The following is a 15,024-nucleotide window of genomic DNA, read 5'->3' on the forward strand; positions in this document are numbered from 1 at the left end:
ATACTTATCATTCCGGCATAAGTCTCAACCGGGAGGCCGGAGCCATAGTAATTCGGGCGTGATGGCCCATTAGAATAAGTACTGCTGATATGACCAAACAAATCCAGCTGATAAATTAGATTGGTCTAGTAGAAGGTACTCGTTCATACAGACTACCTGATTATACGCGCATCGCTTGGGCTTTACCATAGATCAAACTACGCCAAACCCATTCGACAGGCCCATAGCGAAAATGTTTCATCCAATACTTGCTAAAACCTAACTCAAACAGGAAAATAGGCACACTTAACAAAATTGCTTCCCACATGTCAACTACTCCCAGGAGACCCAAGCCGTATCCAAAAAACAGCAATGAGCCTAATAGCGTTTGGAGCAGATAATTAGTCAAAGCCATAGTACCAATCGGACTAAACATGGGTATGACCCATTGCCCAAGCCGATATTGGAAAAATAGTGTCAGGCTTCCTATGTAAACGAGAGTTTGTGAGGCATTACCCAAGTCATAAACCAGTTGATAAAGTGATTTAATTAACGCTGAGGCTTGTTGCTCAGAACCATACATGTGGTCGAAAATGATAATCGATACTTTAGTACCTAAAAAAGCCAGCACACAATAAATTGTGTATTTCCACCATAATGGCCGATCAGCTTTTAAATGTTGAAATAGTCGTTGCCGTCCAGCATACAAACCCACTAAAAAGAATCCCAGGGTTTTATAAATCCGACCAGAACTAAACTGAAAGCTGATCGATTCACTCATATGCTTTAAATTATCTAAGATCGTATCCGTGTAACTACCATATAAAAGGACACGAAAATTAGAAATTTCCCTCTGCGCCGACAACGTTATTTCAGCTTGTCGTTCCAGCTCTATCAATTTAGGGACAGCATCCCAATAGAAAAATAAGTCCATTAGCCTGGTTGGGATATTGAGGACAAGCAACATAGCTGTTAGCAAGATAATCTTATTGGAGGTTTGGTTAAATAGCAATAATGGCCATCCAAGCAGGGCATAGATTAGCAGGATATCACCCCGCCAGTGCAGATAGTGCAGTAAGCCAATGATACCTAGAATAAACAGCCTACGGGCGAAAATTTTCTTAAAAGCAGCAGGTTTTTCAAGCGAGCGGCTGAGAATCAGCGTGAAACTTAAGCCAAATAAGAATGAAAATATAGTATAGAATTTATTCTCAAACAGGAGAGCCATCTTATCAACTATAAACCTATCAACCACACTGGCGGCATGGATTTGATAAAAATCACTGGGCAGCCTTATTGGCGAAAAGTACTGGCTACAATGGGTTATCAAAATACCTAATAATGCAATTCCTCGTAAGGCATCGACTAGTTGAAGGCGCTCGGATTTAGGTTGTACAGGTTCTTGAACTTTGGAACTGGGATTTTGCATAAAATCTTTTTGAGAATATCACCAATCGAAGTAAGACGGGAAATCTAATAGATAACGCCACCATCTCGTATGCCTGTTGATTTACTCAGTGATATATTATTATAAGATGCGTTTTGTCGAACTTATTCGTAAATAACTTACAAATGTGAGCGACTATCCTGTCTTTTCAGACTGGACTTTCAACAAAAGTACCTAATCAAATCTAACTTACATTTTACTTTCCTGCGGTACGAGCCGCCAAAAACGCTGTATCACTCTGTCTGAGTCCGAGCGACTCACCTTGCGTGAAGCCATTAAAAACCATCCTGAGCATGAGTCCCGACGAGCTTGTCAAAGCTTACGTTGGAGTCGTAAGGTAAAGCTCATTCAAAACCAGTTTTCGTTGTCTTATATAGTTTCTGGCGTCGATTATAGAAGGCGGTTTTTGCCATAATTCTCTCGTTTGGCAAAGAGTATAGCCTCTGTTTCGATCAGTTAGTCACGCAGAATGAAATGTACTTTGATTCTGCGTGACTACTTACTCCGGGCGGTGCCGTACGAAATGGTAAAACAACACAGGTATTTGTCGAGCCGGTGCGGTTAGCTTCTCTGTTTCTGTCGATGAATGGCATTGGTCGATAGAATCGGCTGTCAATGACTGAATAAATGCACCTGACGGTGAAAGAAGCGCATTGGTCGAAGGCCACCGGGGATTGGTCGAAATAATTTTCGGAGCCGGGTAAGCCGACATTCCTTTGTACTATCAATCACGAATAAACACACAAAACTCAAGTAATATGGACGCTTTCGCAATCAAAATCCGCAAACTACGTGAGGTGTACGGCTATCCACAAGAGTACGTGGCGTATCAGATGGGGATCAGTCAGGCCGCCTATAGTAAAAAAGAAACCGGCAAAACCGAATTGTCTCTGATGGGCCTGCAACAGGTTTCACAGCTCTACAACGTGCCGCTCATCGACTTGATCAGCCTCACCTGGCAGGACCTGGTCGTGAACGTGGTTCGCAAAACCAATTTGCCCAACTAGGCAGAACGGTATATAACCATACCGACTACACTAGAAAGGCAGGTTGTTGTTCAAAGCAAACGCATTGATCAAATTTGTCAAGTCATTGAAAATCAGCGAATAATTCGTCACTACACATCCTTAAAACACGATAAATACATGAAGCCGCTTATTCCTATCCTTTCCCTGACCCTGATTCTGGCCGTGACCAGTGTAAAGGCTCAAGATCAGTACCAGGCCGCTATGAGTCAGCTTGTCACCTACAGCGATACGGCGAAGTCTATCGATAATCTCAAATTAGCCAACAGCTTCGGACGCATTGCCGAAACCGAAAAGACGAAGTGGCTGCCATTCTATTACGCGTCGCTTTTTACAACCCTGGAATCGCTAAAGCAAACGAACCTCGGTCAAATAGACCCGCTATGCGATCAGGCTACGCAATATCTGGATCAGACCGATAAGCTCGCCCCTAATAACTCGGAGGTGTATTGCCTGCGAAGCCTGATTGCGCTGGCACGCATCAAGGTCAATCAGACCGCACGGGGTATGGCGGGGCTGATGGAGGCTCAACAGGCCCTGGAGACCGCCAACAAACTTGACCCGACCAACCCCCGCGTGTATCATATGCTCGGCCAGCAGGCCTTCAATACACCTGAAGCGTTTGGGGGTAGCAAAGAGAAAGCGCTACAGTATTTCGAGAAAGCGCTCAGTCTGCTTGAATCCCAGAAAGACCGTGAGTCAACCATTGACGTACATTGGGGAACCAGAACAACGGTGCCGATGATAGCAATCTGCCGCAAGTATCTCAACACCGTTACGAAGGCAAATTAAGCCCAATCACACTACACACAGCTTTTTTACGCTTCCGGGCCCTACTTGCCCGGCTATTGGAACCTCGTTGGCAAATGGCTGATAAAACCTCCTCAAAACGCGATAATCGCATGAAACCACAGACACTTATTCCCACCCTTTGCCTGATTCTGGCCGTGACCAGTGTAAAGGCCCAGGATCAGTACCAGACCACCATGAGTCAGCTCGTCATTCGGATTGACACGACGAGGGGTCAACTGGATAACCTCACTATGGCCTCCGACTTCGAGCGGATTGCCAGGACCGAAAAGACGAACTGGCTGCCATTCTATTACGCAGCCTACTGCATGACCCGGGAGTCGTTGGATAAACCCGACGTGAGCAAGGTGGACTTCCTATGCGATCAGGCTACTCAGTATTTGGACCAGGCCGACAAGCTGGCCCCCAATAAATCGGAGGTGTATTGCTTACGCGGCCTGATAGCGCTGTCGCGCATTAAAGTCAATCAGGCCGCACGGGGAATGTCAGGGCTGATGGAGGCTCAGGAAGCCCTGGAAACCGCCCAGTACCACGACCCGGCCAACCCCCGCGTCTACTTTCTGCTCGGCCAGCAGGCATACAACACACCCGAAATGTTTGGCGGCAGCAAAGAAAAGGCTCTGCGTTATTTTGAGAAAACCCTCACCCTGTTCGAAGCCCGGCAGGAGAGCCAGTCAACTATTGAGGTGCATTGGGGCTACAAGACAACAATAGGAATGGTATCGGCCTGCCGGAGTCAGTTGCAGGCGAGTACCAAGTCAAATTAATTCAACCCTTTTCACCCTCCAAGATCATGAATGAGCAAATTATATTAGTTACGGGCGGTTCACGGGGTATTGGCCGCTCCATTTGTCTGACTTTAGCCGAGCGGGGTTGCACCGTATTATTCACCTACCTCAGCAGCGCCGATAAGGCCCTGTCGCTGATCGCTGAAATTGACGCATTGAACGGTGGACGGGCCTACGGGTATCAGTGCGATATGAGCGACCTAAAACAGGTACAGGCACTGGCAGCCCGGTTTCGTAAAGAACACGGTCGGCTGAGTGGGCTCGTCAATAACGCGGGAATTCTGGGCGACGGCAAGCCGTTTTTGATGGGCAACGATGATAATTGGTGGAACGTAATGCGGACCAACGTCGGCAGCGTGACCAACACCTGCCGCATCATGCTCCCCCTGTTTATCGCCCAGCGCAGGGGCCGGATTATCAACATGACCTCTATATCGGGCCAAAAAGGTAATGCTGGCCAGTCGGCTTACTCGGCATCCAAATCAGCGATTGTGACCTTTTCAAAAACGCTGGCTAAAGAAGTGACGCGGTTCGGGATCAGTGTCAACTGCGTGTCTCCGGGGCTAATTGAAACCGATATGACCGCCGATGTTCCGGATGAGTATGTAGCCAGTCGCCTGACGAATATGCCCATGAAGCGTAAAGGGAACGTAGAAGAAGTAGCCAATTTGGTCGCCTATCTGCTGTGCGACGCGCCAAATTATATGGTTGGCCAGGAACTGACCATCGACGGTGGACTGGCCATTTCCTGAGTGAAACCAGTCTAACCAATTTATTTCTATCAATACTGAAAAATTATGGAACGTGTTGTCGTGACCGGCATCGGCATTTGCTGCTCAATCGGTCGTACCAAGGATGAATTTCGAGATAACCTCTACCAGGGGCAGCTGGGTCTGAAACCCATTTCGGCAGACCGCTTTTCGACCGAAAACGCTTACTACGCGACCAAAAAGGCCTGCGTTATCAAGCAGGAGTGGTTTGAGGAAGCCAGCCAGGAAGATGATCGGGTGCTCAGCAGCCTGGCTACCAGGGTAATCAGTGAGGCCCTGACCGATTCAGGACTGCCTGCCACCGGGCTGAATCGTCGGCGCATAGGCTTGTTCATGGCTACTACCATCGGCGGATCTTACCCATTCGTCAAGTTCACCAGAAAGCGCCTGGCGGGTGATGTACAGCCGGCAGATTACGAGTTGCTGTTCCGGGCATCGACCCCGAACATAACGGGGGCGCTTATGAAACACTTCGATTTTCAGGGGCCCTGCTCAACGATCTCAACGGCCTGTGCGGCCGGTACCAACTCCATCGGGCGAGGGTTCGACTTCATCCGAAACGGGCGAATCGACGTAGCTGTCACTGGGGGTATCGATATCTTCACCGAGTTGAGTTTTGCCGGTTTCAACTCCCTCAAATCATTGTCCAAGACACTCTGCCAGCCCTTCGACCGGCACCGCGACGGCCTGACGTTAGGCGATGCCAGTGCGTTTGTAGTCCTGGAGAGTCTAAGTCACGCCCAGCAACGGGGAGCAACCATTTACTGCGAAGTGAAAGGCTACTCGGCCAACAACGAAGCCTATCACCCTACCGCACCTAACCCGGACGGCAGTACGGCTTTCCTGACCATGCAGCAGGCCCTGGAACATGGCGATATGGACCCCGCCGAGATCACGTATATCAACGCCCACGGTACGGCCACAGCTGTCAACGACAGTATGGAACTCAACGGCATTCGTCGGCTCATTGGCGACCGAAGCGTTCATGTCAGTTCTACCAAGTCAATGGTGGGCCATACCTTGGGGGCGGCTGGCAGCCTGGAGTTTATTGCCACCACCCTAGGCATGTACCACAACTTTATGCCGCCTTCCTGTAATATCGTCACCAACATGGCTGATGAAGACGAGCAGATTCGGATTGTTGGCGATCAGGCCATCGAACAGTCCTACGACGGCGCCTTGTCTAATTCATTTGGTTTTGGCGGCTGTATGGCTTCCATTGCCCTCAAACGCTTCACTGCCGAAACGCTATGCTAACCACTACCGCCCTGCCGCACCCGGCCGAATTGCTGCCGCACCGGCACCCGATGTTGCTTCTGGACACGATTCAGACCTATACGCCCGGCGAGTCGGTAACGGCGGCCACTTTTGTCCACCCGGAGACTATCTTCTTTGAGGGCCACTTTCCCGGCGAGCCGATACTGCCGGGGGTGATTCTGGTAGAAATGATGTTCCAGACCTGTGGGCTCTTTGGCAGACTGGAAGGATTACAGAACGCTCAAGCCGGGGAAGTAAGACAGATCAAATCGGGTCGTGCAATCAAGATCGACACGCTTACCTTCAACGAGCCCGTGCTACCCAACGACCACCTGCTGATTACAGCCGTTTTTAGCCACAAACTGCTCAATTTTTCCGTGTTCAACGCACGGGTAGATATTGCCGGGCGAGGGCGTACAGCCGCTCGCGGCACCGTCACTGTATTAATTAACCCTTAATCTGTTATACGATCATGCGCACAACCAGTCAGGTAGTTATCACGGGAGGAGGAGTCATTTCAGGACTAGGCATCGGGCTGGATGCGTTCTGGCAGGGTGTGCTGGCCAACGAGTCGGGGGTCGTTGTCAAGAACGACTGGAATGTCCCGGATCTGGCCACCGATGAGGCCATCTTTTATAGCCCGTCGGCTCCATTTGAAGTAGGGTCATTTGTGGATAACCTGAAGCCTCCTTATCCGCTCAAATATTCGCAGCTAGCTATGGTGGGCTGTCAGTTAGCGATCCAGAATGCACAACTTGACCTGACAACGCTGGTTCCTGAGCGACTGGGTCTTATTCTGGATACAAGTCTAAGTGCTAACCAGGCCACCGAAACATTCCTGACCAAGTTATTTCAGGATGGCCCGGCCAAAGTAAGTCCCTTTGTGTTTACCAAAACCACGACCAACTGCGCTCTCGGCGATGTGGCACGGGCATTTAAACTACGTGGTCCCAGTTCCATTCTGCTCGGCGAAAACAGCGCCTGCTATGGCTATGACCTGATCAGGGAGGGCAAGGCCGATGTGGTCATTTGCGGTGGCTTCGATGAGATGCGGGAAGCGTATCTGCTGGCCAACTGTAGGCGCGGTTATGTTCCCTCTGCGCAGATTGACGGTCGGTCCCGATCATTGGCCGAAGCGGTAGCCGACGATGATGGAGTGATCGTCTTTGGCGAAGCAGCGGCTTTCGTTGTGCTCGAATCTGCCGAACATGCCCGCCAGCGGGGAGCCACTATACTGGCAGAACTGGTTGATTACCACATCTCCCGCGACACTGCCTACCAGGATTTTATCTACGAACGAAGTGCTTCCGACCTGGTTGAACACGTTCAGGATTTGTGCGAACAGGCCCATATTGACCCCGCAGCCGTAGCGCTGGTAGTAGGGGGCGGGGGATTGCCCAAACACATCCGCTCCTACGAAACTTCCGCGATGAAGACACTATGGCCAACGGAAGAGGCTTTACCGCGTTACACCAACGTCAAAGCCCATACGGGCGAGACACTCAGTGCGTCTCCTATGCTATCGTTACTAACGGGTGCGCTCTGCCTGTTTCATAACAAGGTGGCGGGTACGCTCTATGAGCCGGAACAGCTCGGATTGGCCGGATTGGCCTCGGCTCACACCGCCGATCACCAATTCGCTTCCACCGACTATGCATTGGTCAACTCCCTGCACGTAGGCGGCAATACCGTTACGATGGCACTGCGGCCTTCAACGAACTAGGGTCAACGCATCAGCCTACCTGTTTAACCTTTCTATTCCCTTCTGCCATGATCTCCTCAACTGAACTCATTACCCCCTATCGAAAAACTGTTCGAGCTGCGTATCAGGCTGCTACAGAAGCGGTAACGATCCGCGAAAACATGAAAATGCAAGCCGGGCAACGGAAAGATTTTCAGTTTCTGGCCGCCAATCTGGCGCATTTTATGCCGCACATTCATGCGTCAGATTACGAGGCTATCTACCGCCAAATTTTAATTTATCACCTGCTGAGTAAGTCTTATCCGGCAGATGTCAATGTGGGCTCGATGGATGACATGCGGGTTGAGGGCGACACCGCCTTTCTGGACCCGCAGGCCGGGCGAACCGCCCGCATTTTCTGCTCGTTTCATATGGGCGGCTATCAATCGGTGATGGCCCTGCTGGCCAACGCAGGCTACTCCCTGTCTGTGGTGACTACCCGCGTGTTTTACGACACGCAGCGGGACACAATAGACCGTATTGCCCGGGAAATCAATTCGTTTAAAGGAACAGAGCTTACGATTCAGCTCCTCAATGCGGAAAGTACTGATATTGGAAAGCAAATGGCCATGTCGCTGGCATCGGGTCGATCCATACTGATTTTGCTGGATGGAAATACGGGGATTGGGGGAGCCCATCACCGGGATTCGCGCCAGTTGCGGGTGCCGTTTCTAAACCAGACCATCTTCTCCCGAACGGGCGTGGCTACTCTGTCGCACGCGTTTAAAGTGCCCATCATTCCCGTAACGTCGTATTACGTACACATCGACGGCATACCCATTCCACACTACCATTGTTCACCCGCCATTACGCCGGGCCTGCTGGCCATGCCCCAGGATGAGTACGTCCGCCATGCGACCAGCGTGATGTATCAGGTACTGGCCGACCGGGTCGGGCAATACGTCGATCAGTGGGAAAACTGGTTCTATGTCCACAAATTTCTGGACACCGACGCCCTGGTTGCCCAGGCCCTTCCTGCCCGGGAAGAGCCCATTAATCCAGTGGCAAAACTGTTCTTCGATAACCATCGCTTCGGCCTCTTCAAGTTGGAATCAGATGGCTACCTGTTTGACAAACTGACCTACCTGGCTTACCCACTGACTAGCTCAGTTTATAACTGGCTGAGTGATCTCTCGACTAACGTTTACCTGGGCCAGTCCATGACGGACATGCTCAGTCAGCAACCCGCTTCGGTTATCAATCGATTTTACCAACTCCGCTCGCTGATCTATTACCATGAAGCTTCTTCTTTCGACGTATACAAACAACCGTTAGTGGAGTTGGAGCCTCATTGCTGATTTTAACATGAATTTCTCACGTACCAATCAAACTCGTTTTTTTATGAAAACTGTCTTATTTTCGGCTGCTCTGCTGGCCGCTACACTGACCGCGAAGGCTCAGACCTACACGTTGACCGTGAAACTGGGTGAGTTTAAAGCCCCCTCCGGCACCATCTTTATTGCGTTGCAAGCCCCTGACCAGAAGCAGGTGCAGCGTCAGGCGGTACCGTTGAATACCAAAGATGCCACGGTTGTATTTCAGAATGTACCGGAAGGCACGTATGCGGTTCGGTTTTTTCACGACGTGAACAACAATCGGGAACTCGACCGGGGCATGTTCGGCATACCCAAAGAGGAGTGGGGCTGCTCCAACAACGTAAAAGCGAGCATGGGTCCCCCCAAGTTTGAAGATATGTTGTTCCAATTCACCACCGACAAAACCATCGCCCTCCGCGTCAATTAAGCAGGGTGGTCTTTTCTGGTTCTTTTTCCTTCTGAATTATATGGCTTCCAGTCTGACTACTCTGCCCCAGAGTGTCCGGTCAAAACCGGCGCTCCTTTCTCCTCCCGACCGTCTGGCCGAACTATTACGGTATCGAAACCAACTGCATCCTGAGGATACGGCGTTTATTGAGCATAATCAATCGGTGTCCTACGCGGAGTTGTGGCAACGGGTAGATCAGGTTCAGGCCAGTTTTCGCAGGCAGCAGATTGGGCCCGGCGAAGTAGTGGCCCTCTGCTCGCCCAATAGTCTGGCCCTCTGTGTGGCTTTCCTCGCTGCGTTGCAGCATGGAGCTGTACCCTTCGTGATCAACTATAAACTGGATGTTCTGGGCGATTTGAGTGCGCTCAATGTCAGGCACTTCCTGGTATCGAAGTCGAATAGTGCCGCCCGGCGATACTTTAAAGAACTGCCCTACTTTGACCAGAATGCCTTCAATGAGCAGTTTGACTGCTACCAGAATCCGTATGCTTCACTGGACCCATTAACCAACACCGCGCTGCTGGTGACCAGTTCGGGCAGCAGCGGCCAGGCTAAAGTAGTGCAGCTAACCCACCACGGCACACTGGCCAACATCCAGGCCAATGTGCGCGCCCTGCAACTGTGTTCCGACGATGTGACCGCTATCGGGTTGCCCATCGGGTATGCTTACGGGCTGGTGGGGCAGTTGTTGAGCCACCTGTATGTGGGGGCTACGGTCCTGCTGCTGGACAGCTTGTTTTTCCTGCCGAGTCTGACACAGGCCGTCAGCAAGTACAAGGTAACCAACCTGTTCACGGTGCCCCCAATGATTCGGCAGGTGAACTATCTGCGCAGCCAGAACCAGTTCAAAGGCGATTTTTCGTCGCTGCGGTTTGTGGCGGTGGGAGGCAACCGGATCGAGAGTACCTCGGTCAAAAAGGCGATGGAACTCTTCGGCTGTCCGATTATTAAAACCTACGGACTGGCCGAAGCTGGCCCACGGGTGGCGACCAACTTGATTACCGATCTGGAAGCCGTTACGGTCGAGTCAGTGGGGAAACCCAACGATGGCGTGCACATTGATGTGCTGGACAGTGCCGGGCAACTGGTGTCACCTTACCAGCCAGGAACGATCTGCATCCGGAGTCCGTCAGTTACGCTGGGGTACTTCAACGCGCCCAACCGGGATACCATTCGACCCGGCCAGGCGGTCATCACCAGAGACATTGGTTTTGTCGATGAGGAAGGCCATTTATTTATCCTCGGTCGCCAGGGAGACCAGTTCGTTATCGGCTCCCGACAGTACTGGTTTCGGGAGGTAGAGGGTGTACTCTATGCTCGGTTTGCCTTCCTGAAAATATCGCTTCAGTCCATTGATGATCAAGTGATTGTGAGCGTGGTAGCGATGCGGAACTACGAGGTTGATCTACCCTCGGTACAGCAGCACTTACGAACGGTCTTCGGGCCGGAAGCTGACACGACGTTTACCCTTAAGCTAATTCAATCCAACACATTGCTCAATGAAAAATAACTTATGCCATCCCGAACCCTGTACGTCTATTGGGCGGAACACGACCCATACCTCCCGCCGGTACCCGAAGATGATCTGCACCTGTCTGTTCGCGTGCAACAGCGGTGGAAGCGGTATCGGACGCTTCAGCAGCAAAATATGTCACTCCTCGCTAAACGACTGTTGTTCTTTGGATTACAGCAACTGCGGTGGCGGGTTGGGGGCGATCTAGCTGATTTCTCCTATCACCCCAGCGGCAAGCCCTACTTGGCCGATCTGCCTGTCCACTTTAGTCTGTCGCACTCTAAACAAGTAGCCGTTTGTGTGCTTTCAGCCGATATGCCGGTTGGCGTCGATGTGCAGGAGTGGCTGCCCGTACCACCCGACAGCGAAGGGCTATTCATCGTCACCGATGAACGGCAGAAAGTAGGGTCGGCCGACCGGCTGGCGCTTTGGTCTCAGAAAGAAGCAGCTTACAAGGCCGTTGGCAGCGACTTAGGGGTTTCGTTCAGCCAGTTTCGCTTCAGCGAACCCCAACGGGTGACGTGTCCACAGATGACGCTGGAGCTGATTCCGCAGTTTATTCGCCAGGGATACATCTGTTGCCTGGCCGTCCCGTCGCCTGATTCACTGCCTCTGGCTCCAATTCAGATTGCCGTCGAACGGGTGTTATATCCTTACTGATTATCATGGAACCTCTATTCGTATATAGTTTTCCGTTTGCCGCCGGTAGCCGCTACTCCTATCACCCGTTGGTGCAAACCTCTCCCGACTGGCTACGGTGGATACCGCTCGATTATGCGGGGCGGGGCCGGCGGTTGTTTGAGCCGCCCATGACGGTGCTGACCGACATTGTGACCGACCTGAAGACCCAGATTTTGGCCCGCCCCAAAACGTCCTTCGCTTTTTACGGACATAGTATGGGTAGTTTAGTGGCCTATCTGGTAACGGTGGAGTTGATGCGGGAGCAACAACCGCTGCCTCAACACCTGTTTTTGTCCGGTAGGAGCGGGGCCTGCATTCCCGAACGCCAGCGGCATGCCCTACAAATGAGCCGGGACGAGATGGTGGCGGAATTGCAGAGAATGGACGGTGATCTGTCGCTGCTCCTGCGCAATCCCAAACAATTTGATCGCTACGAGCAGGTGCTGCGGGCCGATATGGCCGCCCTGGACAGTTACCAGTACGTATCAATCAGCCCGGACAAGCTGCCCATGCCAGCCACCGTTTTTGTGGGTAGTGCCGACACCTGCACGCCTGAGCAGGCCCAGCTTTGGCAAGAGGAATTTCAGGAGCCAGTAGCGGTTCATGTCCTGGCGGGCGGGCACTTTTTCATCGACAGTCAGGCCGAAGCCATGATCCGGATTATGACCAGTGACCTGTGTCAGAATTTACTTCCCCTGACTATAACCTGACGGACTAAAGTAGTACCATAGGTTTTTGATTGTCAGTGATTTAGGTGAGACCTTTGATTTACTGAATGACGCCAAAGACTGCATCAAACGCTTTTTTTTCATCCTTAACAAAACGACCATGTTTGAATTAGAAACCATCAAAAACCAGATCCGCGTCATTGTGACGCAAGTTTTGCAAGTGGATGCTGCCACCGTAGAGCTGGACGACAACACCCCTTTCTTTGGCACGGATGAGCATCCGGGTCTCATTCAGGACTCGCTGGCCATCCTGGAGATTGCCTCCCAGCTGGCCGACGCCTTCGGACTGATGCCATCCGATCTGGGCGAGGAAGCCTTCCTCAACCTGGAAACGCTTAGCCAGTGCGTGTTCACGAAAGTGAACCAGGCCGAGCTGGTTTAAACCAGCCTGGTCCACCCCCGCTGGCTGCTCTGGTGGCCAGCCTTCAACCGAACTAAACTTGCTGTGCATAGTAGGGAAGAATCGCGGCCTTCCCGTTTAGTTAATCATAATTCTCCCTTTTTTCTCACAATCAAACCAGGTAAACCATGCAACCATCAAACGACGCCTTGACCATTGTTGAACTCGAAGACCGTTTCGAGACTACTGTTGCCGCTGCTGATTCAGCCGTGTGCTTTGACATCACAGTCAACAGCAAGTAAGCACCACAGAGTACACAAACTTTCATTTTTCTCATTTTCTCACAATCAAATCAATCAACTCATGCAACCATCAAACGACGCCCTGACCATTGTTGAACTCGAAGATCGTTTCGAGACTACTGTTGCCGCTGCTGATTCAGCCGTATGCTTCGACATTAACATCAAATAATACCTAAGCACCAGACGGTGTACAGGCTTTCATTTTTCTCACAATCAAACTAAGCAAACCATGCAACCATCAAACGACGCCCTGACTATTGTTGAACTCGAAGACCGTTTCGAGACTACTGTTGCCGCTGCTGATTCAGCCGTGTGCTTCGATATCACAGTAAGTAAATAAGCACCGGAAGGTGCCTAGCTGACCCACTCAGCGGCTTTACTCCCCAGACGTACACGGCAATCTCTCACCCATGGGCTCACATCAGCCCCCCCGGGATTACCAGGCGTTTTGAGCGGACCTTCTCTTAGCTGAGTAGCCAACGTGCCGGTTTGCCAGCCCTACCGGGCAGAGCAATCCCAAGTCAACAGCCTCCGAAGGAGATGTCAGCCAGCGAGCTGATATCTCCTTCTTTATCAACCTACTACTTTCTGTCAGATTTGACTAATGCTTCCCCTCCAGACAACTACCTATCAACTCGAAGCCATTGAGCAGGCTGGTCCCGAACGCTATTACCTGCTGACAATACACGGGGCTTCGTATAAAATCGGCGAACTAATTTATCTGATCGTAGATGGATTGGCGCGTCAACTGACTTACCAGGAAATTGGTTCGCTGCTGAACGCCAGCCTCAACGAGGATCGGTTTTCGGCTCAGGATGTGGCCACTGTGGTACAGAACAAGCTGACTCCAATGGGGCTGTTTGGTACATCGGACACGGCCGCACCGAAGGCCACACCGACAGGGGCCATTGCGTTCCGCCGGCGGCTACTGGCTTTCGAACAGTACGAATGGTTATTGCGGCTGGTGAAGTATGCGTTTTCACCTGCCGTATTTTTCTCCGTTCTGGGCCTGGCTCTGCTGGCCAACGTGTTTCTAATGAGGGAATTAATGGCCCTCGAACATTACGTAACTTCATACACAAGCCAGCTCACCGCCACGGGCGAATGTGGGCGGGGCGCTACCTATCTGCTATTTTTTTATCCGGCGGTGCTGTTCATCCTCATCAGTCATGAGCTGGGCCACGCAGCAGCCAGCTACCGTTTTGGCGTTAAACCTAAAGAAATTGGCATTGGCCTCTATTTGATATTTCCTGTTCTGTATGCGGACGTGACCGAGATTTGGCGACTGAATAAAACCAAACGGGTAATCGTCAACTTGGGCGGTTTTTACGTTCAACTGCTTATCAATCTACTGTTGATCTGGTTTTTGGTTAGCAATTTCGGCAACGCTGACCGGATCACGATTAGCCGCTACCTGATCCAGCTGAACGTGGCTATGATGGTCATCAATACCATTCCGTTCATCAAACTCGATGGTTACTGGCTTTACAGCGACCTGTTTTCCCTACCCAATTTGCAGCGGCAGGCCAGCGTATGCCTGATGGCTGCCGGATCGGTTCTGTTTCCCCGCTGGATTCGCAGACCAAATCTGGAATCGATTAACGTCAGGAATCCCTACCTGATTTTCTACACGGTCGGCCGCTATGTATTTCTACTTTCTTTGGTGTGGTGGGGTGGGCAGTATTTGGTCGACAAGATGGTCATGTACCCCCGCCTGATAGGGGCCGCTATCAACGAGTGTACACTCTGCACGGTAGAACCTTTGCTCAAAACTACGCTCACATTCTGCCTTTTCGGCGTTCCGGCCACCCGCTCGCTCGCACCGGCCTATCACTGGGTAAAGCGATTCCGGCAGCTGCGTTCCTGATTCCGTAGCCCG

15 protein-coding genes are annotated in these 15,024 nt (G+C 51.4%); 14 read left to right on the plus strand and 1 reads right to left on the minus strand.

The genetic code is table 11. From position 1 onward, the window contains the following. Positions 1-160: 160 nt before the first annotated feature. Positions 161-1,408 (minus strand): DUF418 domain-containing protein, encoded by a 1,248-nt coding sequence (locus CWM47_RS22805; protein ID WP_100990489.1) that lies wholly within the window; start codon positions 1,406-1,408, stop codon positions 161-163. Between the two features lie 776 nt (positions 1,409-2,184). On the opposite strand from CWM47_RS22805, the gene CWM47_RS22810 reads away from it, so the two are divergent. From CWM47_RS22810 to CWM47_RS22875, 14 genes are all read left to right on the plus strand, one after another. Further along, on the plus strand, positions 2,185-2,433 hold the full coding sequence (locus tag CWM47_RS22810; protein WP_100990490.1) for a helix-turn-helix domain-containing protein: 249 nt from the start codon (positions 2,185-2,187) through the stop codon (positions 2,431-2,433). Between the two features lie 138 nt (positions 2,434-2,571). Continuing rightward, positions 2,572-3,243, plus strand: a complete 672-nt coding sequence (locus tag CWM47_RS22815; protein WP_100990491.1) for a tetratricopeptide repeat protein — start codon at positions 2,572-2,574, stop codon at positions 3,241-3,243. A 110-nt stretch (positions 3,244-3,353) separates the two neighbouring features. Further along, positions 3,354-4,028 carry a tetratricopeptide repeat protein gene (locus CWM47_RS22820; protein ID WP_100990492.1) on the plus strand — a complete coding sequence of 225 codons (675 nt, stop codon included), beginning with the start codon at positions 3,354-3,356 and terminating at the stop codon, positions 4,026-4,028. Between the two features lie 26 nt (positions 4,029-4,054). Beyond that, positions 4,055-4,801: a 3-oxoacyl-ACP reductase family protein gene (locus CWM47_RS22825; protein ID WP_100990493.1), complete on the plus strand. Its 747-nt coding sequence runs from the start codon at positions 4,055-4,057 to the stop codon at positions 4,799-4,801. A gap of 45 nt (positions 4,802-4,846) precedes the next feature. Beyond that, positions 4,847-6,076 (plus strand): beta-ketoacyl-[acyl-carrier-protein] synthase family protein, encoded by a 1,230-nt coding sequence (locus tag CWM47_RS22830; protein WP_100990494.1) that lies wholly within the window; start codon positions 4,847-4,849, stop codon positions 6,074-6,076. Beyond that, positions 6,070-6,534: a 3-hydroxyacyl-ACP dehydratase FabZ family protein gene (locus tag CWM47_RS22835; protein WP_100990495.1), complete on the plus strand. Its 465-nt coding sequence runs from the start codon at positions 6,070-6,072 to the stop codon at positions 6,532-6,534. The genes CWM47_RS22830 and CWM47_RS22835 overlap by 7 nt, the downstream gene beginning before the upstream one ends. 14 nt (positions 6,535-6,548) lie before the next feature. Further along, positions 6,549-7,799, plus strand: a complete 1,251-nt coding sequence (locus tag CWM47_RS22840; RefSeq protein WP_100990496.1) for a beta-ketoacyl synthase N-terminal-like domain-containing protein — start codon at positions 6,549-6,551, stop codon at positions 7,797-7,799. Between the two features lie 47 nt (positions 7,800-7,846). Next, entirely contained in the window at positions 7,847-9,115 is a 1,269-nt protein-coding gene (locus CWM47_RS22845) for a lysophospholipid acyltransferase family protein (RefSeq protein ID WP_100990497.1), read from the plus strand. A 43-nt stretch (positions 9,116-9,158) separates the two neighbouring features. Continuing rightward, positions 9,159-9,560 (plus strand): DUF2141 domain-containing protein, encoded by a 402-nt coding sequence (locus CWM47_RS22850; protein ID WP_100990498.1) that lies wholly within the window; start codon positions 9,159-9,161, stop codon positions 9,558-9,560. Between the two features lie 40 nt (positions 9,561-9,600). Further along, positions 9,601-11,091, plus strand: a complete 1,491-nt coding sequence (locus tag CWM47_RS22855; RefSeq protein WP_100990499.1) for a class I adenylate-forming enzyme family protein — start codon at positions 9,601-9,603, stop codon at positions 11,089-11,091. A 3-nt stretch (positions 11,092-11,094) separates the two neighbouring features. Next, positions 11,095-11,754, plus strand: a complete 660-nt coding sequence (locus CWM47_RS22860; protein ID WP_100990500.1) for a 4'-phosphopantetheinyl transferase family protein — start codon at positions 11,095-11,097, stop codon at positions 11,752-11,754. A gap of 5 nt (positions 11,755-11,759) precedes the next feature. Beyond that, positions 11,760-12,485, plus strand: coding sequence for a thioesterase II family protein (locus CWM47_RS22865; protein WP_100990501.1), 726 nt, complete (start codon positions 11,760-11,762; stop codon positions 12,483-12,485). A gap of 118 nt (positions 12,486-12,603) precedes the next feature. After that, on the plus strand, positions 12,604-12,885 hold the full coding sequence (locus CWM47_RS22870; RefSeq protein WP_157816047.1) for an acyl carrier protein: 282 nt from the start codon (positions 12,604-12,606) through the stop codon (positions 12,883-12,885). An 864-nt stretch (positions 12,886-13,749) separates the two neighbouring features. After that, a complete protein-coding gene (locus tag CWM47_RS22875; protein WP_100990503.1) occupies positions 13,750-15,012 on the plus strand; it encodes a M50 family metallopeptidase in 1,263 nt (420 codons plus the stop codon). The last annotated feature ends 12 nt before the right edge of the window (positions 15,013-15,024 follow it).

The sequence above is a fragment of the Spirosoma pollinicola genome (assembly GCF_002831565.1).
GTDB lineage: Bacteria > Bacteroidota > Bacteroidia > Cytophagales > Spirosomataceae > Spirosoma > Spirosoma pollinicola.

Coding starts and splice junctions, on each gene's coding strand:
- CWM47_RS22865 (WP_100990501.1), top strand. CDS start 11,760: ATGGAACCTCTATTCGTATATAGTTTTCCGTTTGCCGCCGGTAGCCGC.
- CWM47_RS22810 (WP_100990490.1), top strand. CDS start 2,185: ATGGACGCTTTCGCAATCAAAATCCGCAAACTACGTGAGGTGTACGGC.
- CWM47_RS22815 (WP_100990491.1), top strand. CDS start 2,572: ATGAAGCCGCTTATTCCTATCCTTTCCCTGACCCTGATTCTGGCCGTG.
- CWM47_RS22805 (WP_100990489.1), bottom strand. CDS start 1,408: ATGCAAAATCCCAGTTCCAAAGTTCAAGAACCTGTACAACCTAAATCC.
- CWM47_RS22870 (WP_157816047.1), top strand. CDS start 12,604: ATGTTTGAATTAGAAACCATCAAAAACCAGATCCGCGTCATTGTGACG.
- CWM47_RS22860 (WP_100990500.1), top strand. CDS start 11,095: ATGCCATCCCGAACCCTGTACGTCTATTGGGCGGAACACGACCCATAC.
- CWM47_RS22825 (WP_100990493.1), top strand. CDS start 4,055: ATGAATGAGCAAATTATATTAGTTACGGGCGGTTCACGGGGTATTGGC.
- CWM47_RS22855 (WP_100990499.1), top strand. CDS start 9,601: ATGGCTTCCAGTCTGACTACTCTGCCCCAGAGTGTCCGGTCAAAACCG.
- CWM47_RS22835 (WP_100990495.1), top strand. CDS start 6,070: ATGCTAACCACTACCGCCCTGCCGCACCCGGCCGAATTGCTGCCGCAC.
- CWM47_RS22820 (WP_100990492.1), top strand. CDS start 3,354: ATGAAACCACAGACACTTATTCCCACCCTTTGCCTGATTCTGGCCGTG.
- CWM47_RS22830 (WP_100990494.1), top strand. CDS start 4,847: ATGGAACGTGTTGTCGTGACCGGCATCGGCATTTGCTGCTCAATCGGT.
- CWM47_RS22845 (WP_100990497.1), top strand. CDS start 7,847: ATGATCTCCTCAACTGAACTCATTACCCCCTATCGAAAAACTGTTCGA.
- CWM47_RS22850 (WP_100990498.1), top strand. CDS start 9,159: ATGAAAACTGTCTTATTTTCGGCTGCTCTGCTGGCCGCTACACTGACC.
- CWM47_RS22840 (WP_100990496.1), top strand. CDS start 6,549: ATGCGCACAACCAGTCAGGTAGTTATCACGGGAGGAGGAGTCATTTCA.
- CWM47_RS22875 (WP_100990503.1), top strand. CDS start 13,750: ATGCTTCCCCTCCAGACAACTACCTATCAACTCGAAGCCATTGAGCAG.